The sequence below is a fragment of the Niveispirillum sp. CC-CTL257 genome, assembly GCF_059489915.1.
In genome coordinates, this window is the sequence record NZ_JCAJXE010000003.1 from 86543 (window position 1) to 104840 (window position 18298).

The following is an 18298-nucleotide window of genomic DNA, read 5'->3' on the forward strand; positions in this document are numbered from 1 at the left end:
CATGAGCACCATCGGTCACTTCACCTTGGCCAAGGATGGCGGCTGGACGGGCACCATCCGGACCCTGACCATCAATGCTAAGGTCCGCTTCGTTCCCAACGACAACCGGGATCACGAGAATACGCCTGCCTACCGCCTGCTGATCGGCTACGATCGTATTGGTGACGCTTGGGAGGCGGAGACCACGGATGGTGAACCCCGCCCCTATCTCCGGGTGTGTTTTGATGATCCGGCCCTGCCGAAGCCGATCAGCGCGGCCTTGTTCCTCGATGGAGATGGGGTATCGGCAAAGCTCGTCTGGAATCGCTACCGACAATAACCAGCGCCAGTCTTGTCGTGGCTGTTGCGGGGCCGATTGCAGACTGTCTGATCCTACGACGTTGCCGAAAAAGTTGAACTCTGCAAACACCCCACTTCCGATCTTTGAGCGACTTGCTCGTGAAATACCGCGAACGGATAAGCATCCTCATTCGGATGCTCTCCAGCATGAACCTCAGCGGCCTTGAAGTTTGCCAACCGTTGGGTTGTACCCTCTTGCAATGTTCCTGCTGTGTTCCCATTATGAAGAGAGGATTTAGCGGAGTGGGGCAGAATGCGGCAGCTCGATGTGGAGAACAAGCTTCGCGATGTCGTTAGTCGGATCATACTGCAGGTCGAACTAGCAACATCGCAAGGCCGTACGGACATTAACTTAGCTTTGGAAGACGCATTTATCCCGATCCTCAAGTCAGTGTACAATCTGCCGCAGCTCATCAACCTCAACCGTAAGCAGAAGAATTTCCCAGGAATCGATCTGGGTGATGACCATGATCGCGTTTGTTTCCAAGTCACCTCGACCACCTCGCTCGATAAGGTGAAGGCGACAGTCCGCCAGTTCATGGATCGCTTGTACTTCAACAGCTTTGACGAGCTGTATGTTCTGACGCTCACGAAGAAGCAAGCCTCCTACAGCCAGGCCGCCGTCAATGAGCTGGTTGGCGACCGCTTTGCATTCAACTGCAAAAAGCACATTATCGACCTGGGTGATCTGCTCGGTCTCGTTGCAGCATTGCGCATCACTGCCCAAGAACGCGTTTTGGAGGAATTTCAACGGATACTCGGCGAAGTCGACGCTTACATATCGTACAGCTCGGACAGCGTTCCCAAACCGACAGCCATCACCACAAACCTCCAGCGCATTCGCCTTCCGCAGGCCGTATACGTTGCGGAACTGATGATCGACGATAAGGACGTGATCGAGCGGGCCCGTAACTCGCTGTCTTATCGCGGCAAAGCGCGGAGCAGAAATTCGGTAGTGAAGATGGCCCTTCTCCTTAATGATGTCCACACGGACGCCTGGGTTTGCCACGACAATAAGCTCTTTGCCTTCCACGACATGCAGGCAAGCGGCCTGATCGGCATCGTGGACGAGGGGTCGGCCGAGCGGCTGGACATTTCTGACCTCGCCGACTCCACCGAAATCGATAACGTTAACGTCCTTAAGCAGCTGCTTATCGCCGAGACCCGAGAATTGCTCAAGGCGCATCATGTGCGCATGCAGCCTAAGGACCGCTTCTTTTACTTCTTTGCCACTGAGGAAGGGCAGATAGAGCGCAAGGAGTCTTGGATTGGGAAGCAGAAAGCGATCCGACGCGTGTATTTCGCTAGGCCCTCGAAGAAGGACCCCGCCAAGGTCGCGCACCACCAGCACCTCTCCTTCGAGCTGAATTTCGCGAAGCTCGGCGACAACTGGTACGCGCAAGTTGTGCCAAGTTGGTTCTACTCATTTGACGGTTTCCGTGCTTCCAACTGGCATGATGACCTTCTCTCACAGCAGAAGCGTCTCGAGAGAAATTCCAGCGTCCGCAACCAAGTCCGCTTCATCGCCTATTTCCTCACGGCCAGCGGCGATAAGGACGGTCTCGGCTTTGAGACTCTCATCGAATTCGACGTCGGGGAGGATTCCGACGATGGTATCGACGATCTCGACGACACAGACATCAGCGACGACGCTGACAAACGAGAAACCGCAGCATGAAGCTCATCACCCTCGCAGAGCCGCTTCTCGAGTTCGGCACCGGCACCCACATTTGTCCGCGCACCGGCATCGAGCATATGGGAGTATATGACCAACGCGACGAACTGCGCCGCACAGAGCTGCGCATCGGAGTTGTCGGCCGCGGCGAGGGCGTCGACCTGCTCGATGAATGGCTAGCCCAGTGCCGCAGTGGCATCGAGCGGAAGAAAGAGTCGCAGTTGCTCAACCTCTTCCGTGGCTTCGGTGGCATCAACCAGAACTACGGCTTCCTCACTCGACTCATTAACTCACCCCAGTATACCCGCACGCTGCAAAAGTCCGAAATTACCGCCGTAGTGAAGCTTTCGTCGCGCGCCGACCGTGTCGACCGCGCTGTCGAACTCTATTATGAGCAAGTTCGCTTCCTCGCCGAAAACCGTTCAGTCGATGTCATCGTCTGTGTCATGCCCAATGAGATGTTTGATTCTATCACCGCCTCGAGCGCCGGCGAGGACGAAGAGAACGAACTTGAGCACAACTTCCGCCGCATCCTCAAAGCGAAGTGTATGCATCTCGGTACGCCGCTACAGTTGGTGAGGGAAAAAACTATCCTCATCACGAAGCAAGCTGGTGAACAGCAGGATCCCGCTACTAAAGCATGGAATTTCTGCACCGCACTCTACTATAAAGGCAACCGCACCATCCCATGGCGCCTTGTTGAGGACACAGCCAAGCTGCGCTCCTGTTACATCGGCATTGGCTTCTACAAGAGCCGCGACGGCGAGACCATCTCGTCCAGCCTAGCTCAGGTCTTCGACGAATTCGGCCACGGCATCATCCTGCGCGGCACCCCCGTCTCTATCGACAAGCGCAACCGCCATCCCTACCTCAGCGAAGATCAAGCTTACAACCTACTTCGCGATGCGCTCGAAGAGTACGATCGGGCCCTCCAGCATATGCCAGCCCGCATCGTTATCCATAAGTCGAGTCACTTCCGCGACAGCGAACGCAAGGGATTCGTACGCGCCCTTGATGAAAAAAGCATCCGCACGAAAGATTTCGTCGCCATCACCGACACCGATATTCGTCTCTTTGGCGATGGAGACTATCCACCCAAACGCGGCACCATGCTCGCGATCTCCGAGACCGAGGGTGTTCTCTGCACGCGTGGTACCGTTGACTTCTACAAGACCTATCCCGGCGCTTACGTCCCCAAGCCTCTCAAGGTCACTGTCTACGAGCAAGACTCCTCCCTCGAGAGCCTATGCGAGGAGATTCTTGGTCTTACAAAAATGAACTGGAATAATACCCAGTTGGATGGCCGCCTGCCGATCACGTTGGAGTGCGCACGAAAGATTGGCGACATCATGAAGTACGTCAGCCCCACAGAGAAACCACAGGTCAGCTACAGCTTCTACATGTGACCACCTACCCCGCACTCGATGACTTCTGCTTGGTCGTCATCAATGTTGCCGACGAGCGTTGCCGCGACAGCCACTGGACCACCGTTGGTTCTCGCAGCAACGCCGGTGGACGCCCAAACTTCTACTTTTGGGCGTTAGGTGAAGCGGTTTCAATGACCGTAATGGGCGCTACGCAGCAGTTGTGAGTGGCGTAATAAAGGGGCCGGTGGCGGACAGGCAGCTTATGGCCGCTCGAGCGCTAACAGGGTGCGGGAAAAGTCTTCCCGCTGCTGTGTGATCGTGATCGATCCTCTCTTGTAGCGGATTAGGGGTCGAGATGCGCGGCAGCGACGTTCGGAGCGATAGCCTGTTTTCTTACGTGAGCTGCGAGGCTCGGGTTCCAGCGACCCGCCCGTTGCGCCCGATCCGGGCGATGGTGCACGAGGTCCTGGAGGTTCTGTCGCCAGATTTTGAGGCGATATATTCGCGGGTGGGGCGTCCGTCGATTCCGCCGGAGAAGATGCTGCGAGCACTGCTGCTGCAAGTGTTCATTCGATCCGATCGGAGCGGCCATTGATGGGGCATCGGGTATTATCTTGAAAAATTGTCGAGCAGCAGTCTGCAGTGCCACTCCTATTTCATTGATCTCGATGATGTCCATGTGCTGTCTCCTTACTGATATTGCCAATTCCAATACTGCGGTTTCTTTTGCGGAATAATCGCCAGAGTACTTCCTCTGGCTCTCAATTTCCCCTATGTGTTCCTATTCGAAGACACTGCCACTGGATCAATGCCGATGACCGTTCATTCTCCGATTGCGTCCGCCGCCCCGTTCCTGCTCCGCTTCGCCACGCCGAGGTCCGCCGACGCCGAGATGCCGGGTCGCTATTCTCCCGAGCTGGGGGTCTGGGTTGTGGACGGCGAGTACGGGGCCGTGCCGATAATCGAGGTCGCAGGCGGCGGGCTGGTCGTGACGCAGAGCAAGACCATGACGCAGGTTGAAGTGGACGACGAAGATCCGTCGCGCTTCGGGGCGCTGGACACCAGCACCGGGACGAGGGTCCGGCAGGAGGTCGACGACGAGGACGCGTCCCTGTGCCTGCCCGAGTTGCAGACGAAGACCGAGGTCCAACATGAGCGGGACGACGAAGCAGTGGCGCCATGCTGGTGAGCGCGTGTGCCGGACTGATTCTCCTCGTAACCAATAAGCGCGACGTGACGACCGATTACGTTGTCATGGAGATGCGTCGACGCGGCCTGCGCTTTATCCGCCTGAATACTGAGGACCTGGCGCAGCACGAGATCGCGATGGTCGATGGCGACCCTTCGAACCTCAGGCTGACCGGACCGTGCGGCGACTTTTCCCTCGCAGATGTGACGGGCGCATACTATCGCCGGCCGGGCAATATCGAGGTCAGAGGAAGCGACGCCGTCGCCGAGTACGTCGTGGCGGAATGGTCGGCGATAGTCCGAAGCCTATGGAACGCTCTCGAGGGGCGGTGGCTGAACTCGCCGTTCTCCATCCTGCGCGCCGAAGACAAGCCGAGGCAGCTCGCCGCCGCCCGCCGCGTCGGGCTCCAGATTCCTGGCACGCTCGTCACGAATGCGTTCGGACATGCTCGCGCCTTCCTCGCGGAGGGGCCGATGGTGGCGAAACCCCTCCGGCACGCCCTCATCAACGACGGCGAGATCGGCAGTGTCATCTTCACCAGCCGGGTGGATGCGCTCGATGCGGTCGACGCCGACGGTTTTCGGCGTGCGCCGATGATCCTGCAGCGCGAGATTTCGAAGCGGTCCGACATCCGATTGCTCGTGGTGGACGACCGGGCCTTCGCGACCCGCATACTGTCCCAAGCCTATGACGAGACGCAGGTCGACTGGCGAAAGGGCGTTCGCAGGGATCTCGACCACGAGGCCATGGAGCTGCCGACTGATGTGGGTTCGGCCTGCATCTCGGTCACACGCGACCTCGGCCTGCGGTTTGCCGCGATCGACCTCGTGGAGGATTTGGATGGCCGCTTCTGGTTCCTGGAGGCCAACCCGAACGGGCAGTGGGCCTGGATCGAGCAGCGGACCGGCGCCCCGGTGACGGCCGCGATTGTCGATGCTCTTTGCGCAGGCTCACCGACATGAACTGGCATTCGATTGCGAGTGCGGTCTTCCCGTACATTGAGCCGCTCACTCCGGCGCAGAAGGCCGCTGAGGCTCAACGGCTTCAGCAGGATCGGGCTGCAATCCGGGCGGCAGTCTGGAACTCTAACGAGGAACGGGCGCTCGACGAGGCACAGAAGGTGGCGGCGGCCGAGATGGAGAGGGTCCGCGCGGCTGAGGGCAAGGCGACGACCTACCTCGCGGTGCTGGCCGCGCTGGTTCCGGTCATCATCACGCTGCAGGCGGCCAATTGGGAAAAGAAGGCAGGCCCGGCACCAGACGCGGCGCGGCTGTTCGTGCTGGCGCTGGCGACGGTCTACGTGGCTGGAGCCGGGTTCAACGCCTTCAAGACCCTGCAGGTCCGGGGTTTCCAGAAGGTTGGGGAGCCCGAGATCGTTGCCGCATGGCAGACCCGAAATCCCCTTCGCAAGCTGACCCGCGGCACCCTGCTGGCGACACGTAACTCCCGGGACGTGGTCAACGAGAAGGTCACCCGCATCCTGGTCACGCACGAGCACCTGCTTCGGGCGTTCGGGATATTCATCCTGCTCCTGCTGCTCGATCCACTATTCTACGCGATGGGCTTTCGCAACGCCACGCAGGAGCCACCCGCCTCGAAGGTCGTCGTCCAAAAGTCAGAGGCTGGCGTTCCGTCCGAACTGAAATGCATGATCGCTCAGCCCGTGGGGCTGTCCGGCGGACAGACCGGTTGTACTGTCATCTCCAAGGCGTGGCTATGCCGGCTGGCCAAGCCACGGACGGATCGTAGACGCGCCGATCTGTCGCCGACGCAGTGGTGTCCCAAACCCGCGACTGCCGGAACCGCTCCGGCTCTTCAGATCGCGCCTGCGTCTCAGGACGGAGCTACGGACCCATGACCCTCCTGACGGCCGCGATCATCGCGCCGGACACGTCGCACTGGGCCGATTGGATCGACGCCGCCATTAAGCCCGCATCGCCCAAGGGGCAGGTGGCCCGGAATCTGCACCAGCGTCTGCTTGAGCAGGGGCGCATTCCGTTCCTCTCCTGGCATCATCTGGAGGAACTGCTCGTTGTGGACGATCCGGCGAATGCCAGCGCGCGTGTGGCGTATCTCCAGTCGCTTCCGATGATGGCGTGGATGCGGATGCCAGGCGAACGTGGCTTGGGCGGGATCGTCGACATCCTTGCGGCCGAGGCGATCGCCTACGATTCCGGTTGCCGGACCATGGCGGAGGTGCGCGACCACGTGCGATCCCGCCTGCTAACGATCGGAGCCGGCGTCGCCGCTGTCGGGGAGGACGGCTGGGTCTGGAACGTCGCGCGTCCGATCATGAGGGAGAGGCGCCAGCATATTGGGATGGTCTCAGCCCTCTCGGGAATGCGAACGATGGACGAGAGGCAGACGGTCGGGCAGCTGTGCAAGGAGGAGATTCGCGCGCCTGCCGATCGGCAGAAGGTCATGACCACGATCCACCGTGACACTTTTTTCCGGGCCAAGGCGGCCGACCCGCGCCGGAGCGACACCGAGGCGTTCGAGATGGCTAACGACTTCATCTTGCGCGTCATGCAGGAGATGCCGGCGGAGGGCGTGACGGTCCGCCAGCTCCTCGTCGACACCTACGGCAGGCAGGGGATCGACGAGCACGAGATCCGGGACGAGTGCACCGTCGCGGAACTGTCGGAACTGGGCACGTTCAGGTCGCATCTGCGTCTCGTCGCGGAGAAGGCGGGCATCCACTTCGAGCGCCTGAAGCGGGTGAGCATGCAGAGCCTCCCGAGCTGGCGGATCGCCGATGCGCTGAAGCGCCACGGGCAGGAGCGTCCCATTCGACCCGGCAGCGACGTTCACGACCAGCATCTCGCCGTGTTGGCGGCTTACACCGACGTCCTTTTTGTCGACAAGCGCACCCTTGAGGACTTCCGGCGGATCAAGTCAAAGGAGCCCGAGCTGAATGGACTGTTCGGGACCGTGAAGAGAGCCAGCGTGTTCGAGGCCATTGTCAACTGACGAGCCGTCCGATTGTTCGGCAGGCTGGATAGAACGGGAAAGCTCAGTCTTCGCATTGCATCAAACGAAGCTTTTGTCGGCGTCCGATTTTTGACGCCACCTTGATGTAGCGTGTTGATTATGTGCCGTGACATGATCGGTTCGTGATCTTATATGTCGTTGGACCATCTGTCTGATCACGAGGTTCGCCTTGGCCGACGATGCAGAGGGCGCGAAGCTGGGCGGCGAGATCATGATAGCCGAGGAGGTCTCGGTTCTTGACGAGCGCCAGCTGATCCGCATCGAAGCGGTTCATCGGGGCTTCCTCTACCAGCATCTCTACGCCGCGATCTGCCTGCTTCTGGCTGGGCGGAGCGGGGTCGAGCGCATCGTCGTCGAACGCGATGAGGACGTGGAGATCGTGCTCGTGGATCGGCGGGTTTACGTGCAGATCAAGACGCGTATCGGCAATCTAGGCTTCGGCGAAATCGAAGGCGCTCTCGAGCGCTTCGAGAAAATCCGTAGTGAGCACGCAAATGGTGCTCGGACAGGCGAGGCCAGCTTCGTCATTGTTTCCAATGCAGCTCCGACAGGCCCCCTTCTCGAGAGGCTGCGCGCTGAGGGCTGGCCCGCCGACGTGCGGTTGGAATGGCCTGATGGTCCGGTGCCAACGGACACTTTTCTCCCTGCGCCACCGAAGACGGTGGGCGGCGCGATAGAGGCATGTTCGGCTCTCGCAGCCGAACTCCCCTTTGGACTTCTGCGACCGGACACACTGACATGGAAGCTCGCGAGTGTTGTGATGTTCGCCTCGGCCGGTTCACCACCCCGGCAGGACCACACCTTCACGAGGGATGAACTGCCGACCCTCTTTGAGCAGCTCGTGGTCCAAATGCAGGAGCTGCCTGCACCGCTGCCGATCTACCGGGCGCAGATCGACGAACCCGCCCTGCTCAGCGATGCCCGGGTCCGCATCGTGTCGGGCCTGTCAGGCGCGGGGAAGACGGCCTGGGTCGCCGAGGCTGCGGTTCATGCGCCTCTGCCTGTGACCTACATCGACGTCGTCGAGACGCCGGGACCCGCTCTCGCATCCGCCGTCACCCGTGAGGTGGCCGGCCGGATGTTCGGCAGGGTCAGCGGTAAGCTCGGCGAGATACTTCTGCCCGGCGCAAGCGGTCTCGACATGCTCGGGGCGCTCAGTGTCAAGCTGGGTGAGGAGGGCATCCATGCACATGTCATCATCGACAACGCCCATCGTGTACCGGCGAGCGACATCAAGGTCATGGTCGCTCGTGCGCCGAGCCTGAGGTTCCTGCTGCTTGGCCAGCCTGGTCAGGAGCTCACCGCCCTTGAGGCCACGCTGGCCATCGCCGCAGAGACCCTACACGGGTGGGACGAGGACACCATCGCGGCTGCGGTGCATGATCTAGGCTGTCTCGCCGACTTCGCCGACTGCGGGCGTCTCTCCCGTCTGACTGGCGGCCTGCCGTTCTATGTACTCAACGCGGCGACGGTCGTGGCCCGGGAATATGGAGGGTCGATCCGGGATTTCTGCGCCGACGTGGAAGCCCAGACCCACGTCGTGGAGACCGTCCAGGAGATCATCCTCAAGCGCGCGTTCGAGGGGTTGTCGCCGGAAGCCCGTGAGACGATTGCGGTGTTGAGCATGTGCGACGTCGCTCTGACCCGAGATGAGGCCAGCAAGCTGCTCCAGGCAGCCTGCGGCATCGACGCACGGGCGAGTGCGACCCGCTTGCGCAGCCTGCCCTCGACGGGGGCGCTCGAGATTTTCGGCAACTCTGCCCTGAAGGTGCACGACGCCGTCCGGCTGCTGGGAGTGGCGGATATGGCCGCCCGGGGCAGGGAGGTTGAGGAGAACGCGAGGGCAGCGCTGCGCGCGGTGATCGTCGTCTCGATCCGCGAGGACTGGAGCATCGCCAAGCTCGGTCTTCTCATCCGCCTCTTCGGTCAGCTGGGGGATGCTAGGATCCTCATCGGGTTCGCGACGGATGAGCTTTTTCATGAGATGGGCGTGTGGCCCGAGATCGAGCCGTATCTGGTGGCGATCGCTAGGAACGACGAGGCTGACCCGGAAACACGCCTTTGGGCACTGGACGGTCTGACCTTCAACGACCTCCGGGAGGGAGATTTCGACCGCGCCCAGATCCACATCGACGAGATGCAGGCGCTTGTTGAGGTGCACGGGCTGGGGGAGGATGAATGGCTCGCCTGGGGCATGAAGAGCATGCTGCTCAGGTCCATGCAGAATGATGCGGCCGGCGTGGACGAGATGCTCACGATTGTGGAGCAGCACATTCCGAAGCAAACCGAGCACATGCGGGTCTTCCGCTACAACCGCGCGCTCGCGCTCTTTAAGCTCGGCGACAACGTGACCGCGATCTCCGAGGCATCCGAGTTGATCGTCGAGTACTACGATGAGCTCGGCATCACTCCGGGAGACGTCATGGGGCGCAACGCGCCCGACCTGCGGCCGCTGCTTCCAACGGATCGCGACCTTACCGATACGTTGAAGCATCTCGCTGACACGCTCGACCTCACAGCCCAGGCCGCGGGACGCAAGGGACAGCGGTCAGCGATGGCCCGCATTCATGCGATGAAATTCTATGAATTGGCACACGCTTTCGACTCCCTTATCAGGGTTGGCCTCGATCTGGTCGATGAGTTCGTCTGGGTGCATGATTTCATCGGCGCGCGACAGGTTCTCGAGCGGAATTTGTTTCCCATTATACAGGGTGTCGGTCTCGCTTCGCGCGTGTTGGAGACGAGAGCCCTCTACGCGGTGGTGCTCGCCTACTGCGGAGACCATCGCGCAGCCGCGGAGGAGGTGGCGCACCTGGAACCGTTCGAGGAGGTGATGGCGCCAGGGCACCGCGAGGCTTTCCAGGATCAGAAGCGCCTGATCGAAAGGATTAGGCGCTTCGGCGGCCCGCGCCAGCGGGAAGTGAACATTCCGGTGCCCCTTCAGGCTTTCTTCGATCAGCGTCGCGGCCCGGTAGGAGCGATCGAACCGCGCAAGAAGGTCGGACGGAACGAGCGCTGTCCTTGCGGCTCCGGCAGCAAGTTCAAGCACTGTCACGGTCGCTGATGCTTTCAGTCTGCGGTTGTGAAAAAACGCGCAGACCCATCAGTCGCCGTCGAACCCCCAGCGGCTACGATGGTCTGCCAAGTAGACTTTCTGACCGCTGGAGGGCCGCGCACGAAGGGAGCGGGGTAGTCGGAAAAGTCTGCGGTCGTTCTTGCCGATGCGATCGGCGATCAACATCTCTCCATCGTTGGCGAATGAGATGAGGCCCTTGTCGAACAACGCGTCGAGATCCGCCGTCAGTAGAAGGCCGTTCTCCCTATCCAATCTTTCGATGTCGCTGCTCGGCTTCCAGGGCTTGATGTGAGACGCACGTAGAGCCTCGCGGATGGTGCAGCCCGAAACCGAGCACGCGTCGCCCCACAGCCTCTCAACCTCCCGCCGAAAGCGGCCTTGGCCGAGTCGCGCATCGACCAGTTGCTTCTTTTCGGTTGGCTTGATGTCGCGGCGACCCCGCAGGTTGTTCAGATCGTCGGTTAGCGGAGCGCCGCCGTCCGCCTCTATCATCGACCGAATGCGCCTCCAGATGGCATTGCGCTGACCAGCTGGCACTGCGCCCATTATCGCCGCCGCCTCGCCCTCGTCGAGAACGGTGTACCTGCCGAACATCGTGAGCAGCTTGCTGGTGCCTCGGATGGCCTTCGCATCCAACCGCGCGGGATGGTCAAGCCAAAGAAAGGCCTCGGCGGGGCAAATCCAGTTGGGGATCCATGACAAATCCTGCTGCCAAATCTTGTCGAACTGCGAGCTGTTTTCGCCATGTAGCTGACGCACTCGTGGGACAGCCCAGGCTTGGGAGCGAAGCCGATCAAGTTTGAGTCGTTCGGTGAGATGGTGACGCGCAGACTCGTCATTGATGAAACAGGTGGCCCCGCCGGCGACACCAACCAGCTCCTGCACGCCGTCATGTGAGGCGTACATGAAGATGAAGATCGAACCCAACTCGTCATCCACCGGTAGGTTGCCGACGCGTTCGGTGTGGAATGCTCGCATGGCGACGCCGTCTTCTCGGTAGGCGAGCGCGGTCGCGTTGTTCCACTCCTCGTGACCGAAGCCATGCTCGCTGGGATAGCCGGAGTTGATGCGGACACCGGAAGGGTGCCGGTAGCCGGCAGTGTTCCACATGATCGGCTTGGCGATGAAAAGTGGCACGCGAGTTTCTCTCCCCCTCGGCAGCTCATAGTCTGCGGATGGATGCTGGCATCTAATCTGCCTGAGGTGAAGCAGGAAAGAGAGCGGAGGCCAGCGCTGGCGCTATGCTTGAGCTTAGTATTTGATAAAGCTTCACTATTCTGCTTCCTAGTACCACCCCATCGAAAGACGCTTTGCAAAGTCAGCGCAATTATGAATGCGAAAGGACATCTTTCCTGCGGGGTCAGCAGAAATTGAACCCGCAACCTGTCGAAAAAATGGTCATCCTCTATCCAGCTTTGTGTTTGGCGAAATAAACTTCAGTCGCAGAACTTGGACAAACCTGCCAAGATTGTCCGGGAACATCTCGTTGATTAGGTGGGTACAGCGTTGTCATCCTGACCATAATATCCCGTAACGCCTGCATGAGATGCAGAAGCTGCTATGACGGACGAAAGGGCAGGAGGCACTTTGCCTCTACGGGACTGTTTTGGCGCCCGTCCAAGGTCTGGGGGGCTGCACCGTGTATTTGTGATTGCGCTGCCGCTTTGTGCTGAACGTCGCCTGTTTGGCGATAAAGTCCGAGACCTTCTCCATGGCATTCTTGACGGGGTCGGCAGCCAGATGGGCGTAACGAGCCGTGGTCTGCACCTGGGTATGTCCGAGCAGCTTGCCGATCATCGGCAACCCTTCTCCCAGGAACAGGGCGCCGCTGGCGAACGAGTGCCGCAGGTCATGGATGCGGACATCATCCAGCTCGGCCTTTTTGCGGATGCGGCGCCAGGGTGGCTGCATGTCGGTCAGCCGGGCACCTTCCTTCGTGCCGGTGATGACCCAGGGATTATCCTTCAGCCGGGGGATCGATCGTAGGACGGCTGCCACCGCTTCCCCGAAATGAACAACCTTCGCGCCCGTTTTGGAATCCGGCAGACGCAACGCCCGCGCCTGCCAATCCACATAGGACCATTTCAGGGTCATGACCTCGCCCAGGCGGCAGCCCGTCAGCATCAGCAACCGGACGGCAGCCACCACGGCTGGGGATTCCGAACCGTCCGCCTCGACTTCGGCCAGTGTCCGACCCAAGGAGGCGTACTCTTCGGCCCCCAGGAACCGTTCGCGCTTCTCCTCACGATACTTCTTTACATGCAGGCAGGGATTGCTGCCGTCCGGTCGTAGCCCCCAGACTTCGGCCAGATTGAACATCTTGGACAGCACCCCCAGGGTCCGGTTGGCTTGGTAGGGAATGTGCTGCAGGGATTGGTGCAGTTCGGCGATGTCTCGGCGCTCGATATCCAGGACCTTGCGGGTGCCGATCTCTGGATTAATGAACAGCTCGACAGAGCGCCTGTATTCATACTGTGTAGATGGCTTGCAGCGGACGCCGACATGTTCCTTGAGGAAGCGCTCGCCGAGCCCTTTGACCGTAGGCGATTTGCGGGCCACGTCCAGTTCCTTGACCGGATCATTGCCAGCTTTCGCCTGTGAGATGATTTCATGTGCCTTGATCCGGGCTTTCTCGGCGGTGACGGGGCCATGCGTACCGATCGTTACCTTCCGCAGCCGGCCTTTGACTCGCGTCATGGCGATATAGACCTTGCGGCCCGATGGCCAGACACGCACGCCGAAGCCGCGGAGTTCTTCATCCCAGTGGATGGTTTCGACGGTTGCCGGCTCCAATTGTTCGACCACGCGCTTTGTCAGCTTCGCCATGGTGGATCTCCATACCTGCCGATAAATCGTGGCCGAACCGGCGTTTCGCAGGTAGCATATAGGTAACAGAAGAGAGTGAAATCAGGGTAATGGAGGCGTATTTGAAAGGCAATGGCTCATTGAGATTGGTATTTATAAACAGTATGTTATTGGGAATGGGCTTATTTGGTCGTATTTGATCGAGCTAATACTTTTCAAACTCATAACCTGAAGGCCGCAGGTTCAAATCCTGCCCCCGCATCCACTGACGTTATAACAACAGCCCGCCCCGAGAAATTGGGGCGGGCTGTTGCGTTCAGGATCTCAGCCAACTTGCCGTGAAGCTCCGCCTGTACCTCGCCGCGACGAGCGCCAGGCGTGATCACTACCTTGTCGATCAGCGACCGGATCGCCTCCATGGCCTCGTTCCGCGTGGTGGCATCCTCCAGTGCCATTGTCAGGCGCTCGATCATCCTGGCATAGAGGCCGGCGACGTTGGGGTGGATGTCGGGCATGACGACTGGCGCTTCCGACAGCCGGGCCGCAAGCTGCTTCTTCTGCTGTTCCAGGTCGGCCAACCGGGCCTTCATGGACGGCTGGTAAAGCCCATCCTCGACGGCCGCCGTGATGGCGTCGATGCCGCGTTGCACCTTGGCCAGGGCCTGCCGGTCATCCAACTGCCGGGCGCGCAGCTCACGGTTGGAGCGGTTGACCAGTTCAACCCCATTCCGAATAGCCGTCTCGACAGCTTCGGGGGAGACCAGATTGTGGCGTAGCCCGTTCAGCACACGGGCTTCGATCTCCTGGCGCTTGACGGTGTGGCTGTTCTCGCAGGTGCCGCGCCGGTAGCGGTTCAGGCAGCCGTAGCGATCGTAGGTGATGATGCCGTAATTGTCGCCGCACCGGGCGCATTTGAGCAGGCCGGACAACAGGAAGCTGGGCCGGTGCCGGTCGTTCAGCCGGTTGGCGTGCGCCTCCCGGCTGGCTTTGATGGACGGTTCGAATTGAATGGCCAGCGCCTGCTGGCGCTGTCGCACTGCCTGCCAAAGCTCATCATCAATGATCCTCAAGTCCGGCACTTCCGTCCTGATCCAGGCGCTTTCTGGATTCAGACGGGGAACACGCTTGCCGGTTGCCGGATCCTTAACATAGCGAACCTTGTTCCAAACCAGCACGCCGGAATAGAGTTCGTTGTTGAGCGTGCCTGTTCCCCTGATCGCATGCCCACGAATGGTCGTGTCGCCCCACAGCTTTCCATTGGGGCCCGGCACGCCATCCTTGTTCAGGTTGGCCGCGATGGTTCGAGGGCTGATGCCCTGGGCGAATTCCTGGAAGATCCGTCTGACGGTTGTTGCCTCCGCTTCATTGATGCGCCTTCCGCCGCGGACAGGTTCGCCGTCGGGCCCAAGTTCCTTGATGACATCATAGCCGAAGCACAGGCCGCCACCGGCCTTGCCCTTTTCGACACGACCCCGAAGCCCTCTGTGGGTTTTGGCCGCAAGATCCTTGAGGAAAAGGGCATTCATGGTGCCCTTGAGCCCGACATGGAGTTCGCTGATCTCGCCTTCCGCAAGGGTGATGATCTTGACGCCGGCGAACTGGAGCTGCCGATGCAGGATGGCTGTGTCGGCCTGGTCCCGGCTCAAGCGATCCAGGGCCTCGGCCAGCACGATGTCGATCTTGCGCGCCTGCGCGTCCTGGAGCAGGGCCTGAATCCCGGGCCGCAAGGTCAGGGAGGCGCCGCTGATGGCGGCATCCTGGTAGGTGCCGACGATCTGCCAGCCATCGCGGGCGGCCTGTTCCCGGCAAATGCGGAACTGGTCCTGGATGGACGAGGCACTCTGCTGGTCGCTGGAATAGCGGGCGTACACGGCGGTGCGGAGGCTCATGAGTCACCAGCTTTACGGGGGTGGGGGAGCAACCTTACTGAACAGAAGGCTATCACGCTTCGTCGGGATGGTGGCGCTTGTCGTTCGCGGTCGCCTCGGCGATCAGATCGCGTGCGATCTTGCGGCCAAGGGCGGCGGCCACCATGAGGATCGCAGGATGGAGCGTATCGGCATAGGTGTTGAGTGGCGTTTGGTTGCCGTCATTGGCGGGGGGTGGAACGGCGAGGCGGAGATGGATCATGTGGCACCTTGGCTTTTGGGCACACGATGCGCCCAATCGCACGGCCATATGCTCCAGCCTCCAGACCCGGCCCACCCTTCATCTGACGCCCCAGGACCGCAATCCATGTATGCGCCCTGTGCATGTTTGGTTAGGACTTGGCGCGGTGCCGATATCCAACCATCTATGGCGCCCCCATTTGAATAGGGGCACGTCAGGGGCGCGGAACCTCCATTCGAATGTCACCACTTGGCGGCATCCGGCCACCGACCCATATGTACGCCCCCTTTTCTGTCATCACCAATGACACAGTGAAGATATCTGCCCACGGGGGCGAATGAGCCCCCATGGGTGCCCGTGGATCATGGTGTCGCCTCAGTGTTGGTGGGCATGGCCGCGACAAGTTCTTCCAGTTCGGGACCCGACATGCTGCCATGCTCGACCAGGATGGAGGCCACCTTGTCGATGAGCGGCAGGCGCGGTCGAAGGAGCGACAATGCACGGTCATGCTCCTCGGCCAGCATGCGGCTGACTTGGTCGGCCAAGGAGGGGTGAGCGGACAGGAACGAAGGAGTATTCTCGGGGATGGCGTTACCGAGCCACAGTAAACGCTCACCCATTCCGTGTCCTGCCAGCAGCGCGGTTGCCAAGCTAGTGGCCCTGGCAAGGTCGCTATTTGCCGGGCCACCGGACCCGAAACCAGCCGTTCCCAGGCGCAGCTCTTCCGCCGCGCGACCCGCCAGCAGGATGCGGATGTGCGCACGGGCTTCAGCCTCGGTGTCGAACTGGCCCAGTTCGAACCGAACACCGGCATGTTCGCCCTGAACCGTGACAATCTGGACCGTGCCCGGCAGCTCGACGGCGGCGGCCACAGCATGGCCAGCCTCATGCACTGCGACCCTAAAATGCAGAGTGGGGGAAACGGTTTCAGGACGAGGGATATGAGCCAGCAGGTCCTCGGGCGTCATTGGCCGTCCGGCGCGACGAGCCTCACGCTTAGCGTCACGAGCCCAAAGCTCGGCCTCGGCGCCCGATGCCGTCATGCCGGCTACAAAGGGAAGGAGGTCGATACCAGGGAGATGATCGGGACCGAGATGCTGGCGCAGGATTCCGGTCAGCGCATGGTTATCGGGCAAGGACACCATGATCACTCGATCAAGTCGGCCAGGCCTGATCAAGGCCGGGTCGACCGAAAGGCTGTTGGCAGCCGCCAGCAGCACAACCCCTTCCCTGGCAAGGGTTCCGTCGGTCGACTCAAGCAGCGCATTGACGACCTGAACACTGTAGTCCCGCTGATTGCTCCGCAGGGATTGCCGATCCTGGAAGGCATCGACCTCATCGAGGAACAGGATGCAGGGCGCTTCCATCCGCGCTCGGTTGAAGGTGTTGCGCATTGCGGCCAGCATTTGACCAAGGTGGCCCGCCGCCTGCCATTCGGAATGCGATCCCGTGACCAGCGGCAGCCCGGTGGTGCCAGCCAGAATCCGTGCGAAGGAGGTCTTGCCCGTTCCGGTGGGGCCTACCAACAGGCACCCCCTATCGACGTCCTGCCAGGGCAAGCGTCCCGCCATGTATTCCTTGAGATCATGGACCAGGTTAAGGCCCCACCTCTTCGCTTCGTCCATGCCGTGCAGGTCGGCCAGCTTGGGGCCGTCATACGGGACTGCGTGCGATGCGAGGTTCGCGAAAGACCGCAGGCGCCGGATCCAGGCATCGCCGTCCTCTCCCGGCCGCTGTGACATGCGGAGGATATCGGGGGTGAGGTAGCCGCAGAGACGATCATCGATGGTGATGGTGGGGTGGTGCCGCGTCAGCACGTGTGCGGCCACCGTCGTCGCAGCGCCGTCCAGTGCGGGGAGGGTCAGATGGTGATCGGCGGCGAGCCTGACGGTTGCCGGCAGGCTATCCACCCGGGACGTCAGTGCAATGACGCCCTTACCGCCTAGCAAGGCTGTGGTCATGGAATCGATATCGTGCTGAACGAACTGCTTGTCCTTCTCCCCCAGCCCGCTGAACCATGCCCATTGAGGGCGAACAGGTTCGTCGGGTTCTGCTGGGAACGGCGTTTCTTCGTCATCATCGGAAGCCAGGGCTTCCATCATCTTGTTGAAGTGCGCGTCATTCGATTCCGTCGGGCCGGAAAGGTAGAGCGTCAGCGTTTCCCGAACAGGGCGAAACCAGTCCGGCCCAGGCACTTCGACGATGATAAGGCAGCCGCCTTGGTCCAGCGCCTCAGCGATCTGCGGCGATCCGGCCAAGCCGCGGTCAAGCATCGCCCATGCCGCAGCGCAGTCGCCGGTCGTGACTGTCGGAGACAGGCGTGGGGCCGGTTCCGTTTCGAGGGAAGCGACGACTTGGGCATTGTGTCGCCTGGCAGCGGCGGACAGGGTGATCGGCACATTGGTGGCAGTATCGGTCATGGTTGGCCTCTTAAGGCAAAGGGTGGGTGTTCCGGCCGATGGATGGTCGGCAGGCGATGCGGATGGGCATAGGGGCGCACGCCCGGTGATGCAGGCATGGGGGAAGGCAGTGGCCGGCTCCCAGGGGCGGCGGCGATTGCTCTATGCGGAGAAGGGGGCCGTAAGGGTGAAGGTCACGGACCAGAAGGCGTGCACAACAGTAGGTGAAGGCAACCGAGTTCCTGGATGTGACGCAAGGCAACGCTCTTGGTGATCAAATCCCCTTCCTTTTCGGGGTTTTCGGGGACGATCACGGCGGCCAGCGATGTGAAGTGGAACTCAATACAG

Annotated in this window: 13 protein-coding genes and 1 pseudogene; 9 read left to right on the top strand and 5 right to left on the bottom strand. The window is 60.9% G+C overall.

Annotated elements, in window-relative coordinates; all coding sequences use genetic code 11:
* Window position 1: 1 nt before the first annotated feature.
* The 9 genes and pseudogenes from ABC729_RS17250 to ABC729_RS17290 all read left to right on the top strand — a co-directional run bounded on the left by ABC729_RS17250 (window position 2) and on the right by ABC729_RS17290 (window position 10625).
* Window positions 2-319, top strand: coding sequence for a DUF736 domain-containing protein (locus tag ABC729_RS17250; protein WP_495608843.1), 318 nt, complete (start codon window positions 2-4; stop codon window positions 317-319).
* A 273-nt stretch (window positions 320-592) separates the two neighbouring features.
* Window positions 593-2017, top strand: coding sequence for an SMEK domain-containing protein (locus tag ABC729_RS17255; protein WP_495608844.1), 1425 nt, complete (start codon window positions 593-595; stop codon window positions 2015-2017).
* Window positions 2014-3420 carry an argonaute/piwi family protein gene (locus tag ABC729_RS17260; RefSeq protein WP_495608845.1) on the top strand — a complete coding sequence of 469 codons (1407 nt, stop codon included), beginning with the start codon at window positions 2014-2016 and terminating at the stop codon, window positions 3418-3420. The genes ABC729_RS17255 and ABC729_RS17260 overlap by 4 nt, the downstream gene beginning before the upstream one ends.
* A gap of 316 nt (window positions 3421-3736) precedes the next feature.
* Window positions 3737-3978 (top strand): annotated as a pseudogene (locus ABC729_RS17265) (transposase); the annotation flags it as partial.
* A 217-nt stretch (window positions 3979-4195) separates the two neighbouring features.
* The gene (locus ABC729_RS17270; RefSeq protein ID WP_495608846.1) at window positions 4196-4570 is read left to right on the top strand and encodes a hypothetical protein; all 375 of its coding nucleotides are present in this window, start codon (window positions 4196-4198) and stop codon (window positions 4568-4570) included.
* Window positions 4561-5532 (top strand): MvdC/MvdD family ATP grasp protein, encoded by a 972-nt coding sequence (locus ABC729_RS17275; protein WP_495608847.1) that lies wholly within the window; start codon window positions 4561-4563, stop codon window positions 5530-5532. The genes ABC729_RS17270 and ABC729_RS17275 overlap by 10 nt, the downstream gene beginning before the upstream one ends.
* On the top strand, window positions 5529-6428 hold the full coding sequence (locus tag ABC729_RS17280; protein ID WP_495608848.1) for a hypothetical protein: 900 nt from the start codon (window positions 5529-5531) through the stop codon (window positions 6426-6428). Before ABC729_RS17275 ends, ABC729_RS17280 begins: the two co-directional genes overlap by 4 nt.
* On the top strand, window positions 6425-7540 hold the full coding sequence (locus ABC729_RS17285) for a hypothetical protein (RefSeq protein ID WP_495608849.1): 1116 nt from the start codon (window positions 6425-6427) through the stop codon (window positions 7538-7540). Before ABC729_RS17280 ends, ABC729_RS17285 begins: the two co-directional genes overlap by 4 nt.
* 190 nt (window positions 7541-7730) lie before the next feature.
* Window positions 7731-10625 carry an SEC-C metal-binding domain-containing protein gene (locus tag ABC729_RS17290; protein ID WP_495608850.1) on the top strand — a complete coding sequence of 965 codons (2895 nt, stop codon included), beginning with the start codon at window positions 7731-7733 and terminating at the stop codon, window positions 10623-10625.
* Window positions 10626-10664: 39 nt separating this feature from the next.
* Here the strand turns inward: ABC729_RS17290 and ABC729_RS17295 are convergent, their stop codons facing one another.
* The 5 genes from ABC729_RS17295 to ABC729_RS17315 all read right to left on the bottom strand — a co-directional run bounded on the left by ABC729_RS17295 (window position 10665) and on the right by ABC729_RS17315 (window position 17971).
* Window positions 10665-11774, bottom strand: coding sequence for an HNH endonuclease (locus ABC729_RS17295; RefSeq protein ID WP_495608851.1), 1110 nt, complete (start codon window positions 11772-11774; stop codon window positions 10665-10667).
* 456 nt (window positions 11775-12230) lie between these two features.
* On the bottom strand, window positions 12231-13463 hold the full coding sequence (locus ABC729_RS17300; protein ID WP_495608852.1) for a site-specific integrase: 1233 nt from the start codon (window positions 13461-13463) through the stop codon (window positions 12231-12233).
* A gap of 200 nt (window positions 13464-13663) precedes the next feature.
* Entirely contained in the window at window positions 13664-15331 is a 1668-nt protein-coding gene (locus tag ABC729_RS17305) for a recombinase family protein (RefSeq protein ID WP_495608853.1), read from the bottom strand.
* 52 nt (window positions 15332-15383) lie between these two features.
* Entirely contained in the window at window positions 15384-15572 is a 189-nt protein-coding gene (locus ABC729_RS17310; RefSeq protein ID WP_495608854.1) for a hypothetical protein, read from the bottom strand.
* A 341-nt stretch (window positions 15573-15913) separates the two neighbouring features.
* Window positions 15914-17971 carry an AAA family ATPase gene (locus tag ABC729_RS17315; RefSeq protein ID WP_495608855.1) on the bottom strand — a complete coding sequence of 686 codons (2058 nt, stop codon included), beginning with the start codon at window positions 17969-17971 and terminating at the stop codon, window positions 15914-15916.
* Between the last annotated feature and the right edge of the window lie 327 nt (window positions 17972-18298).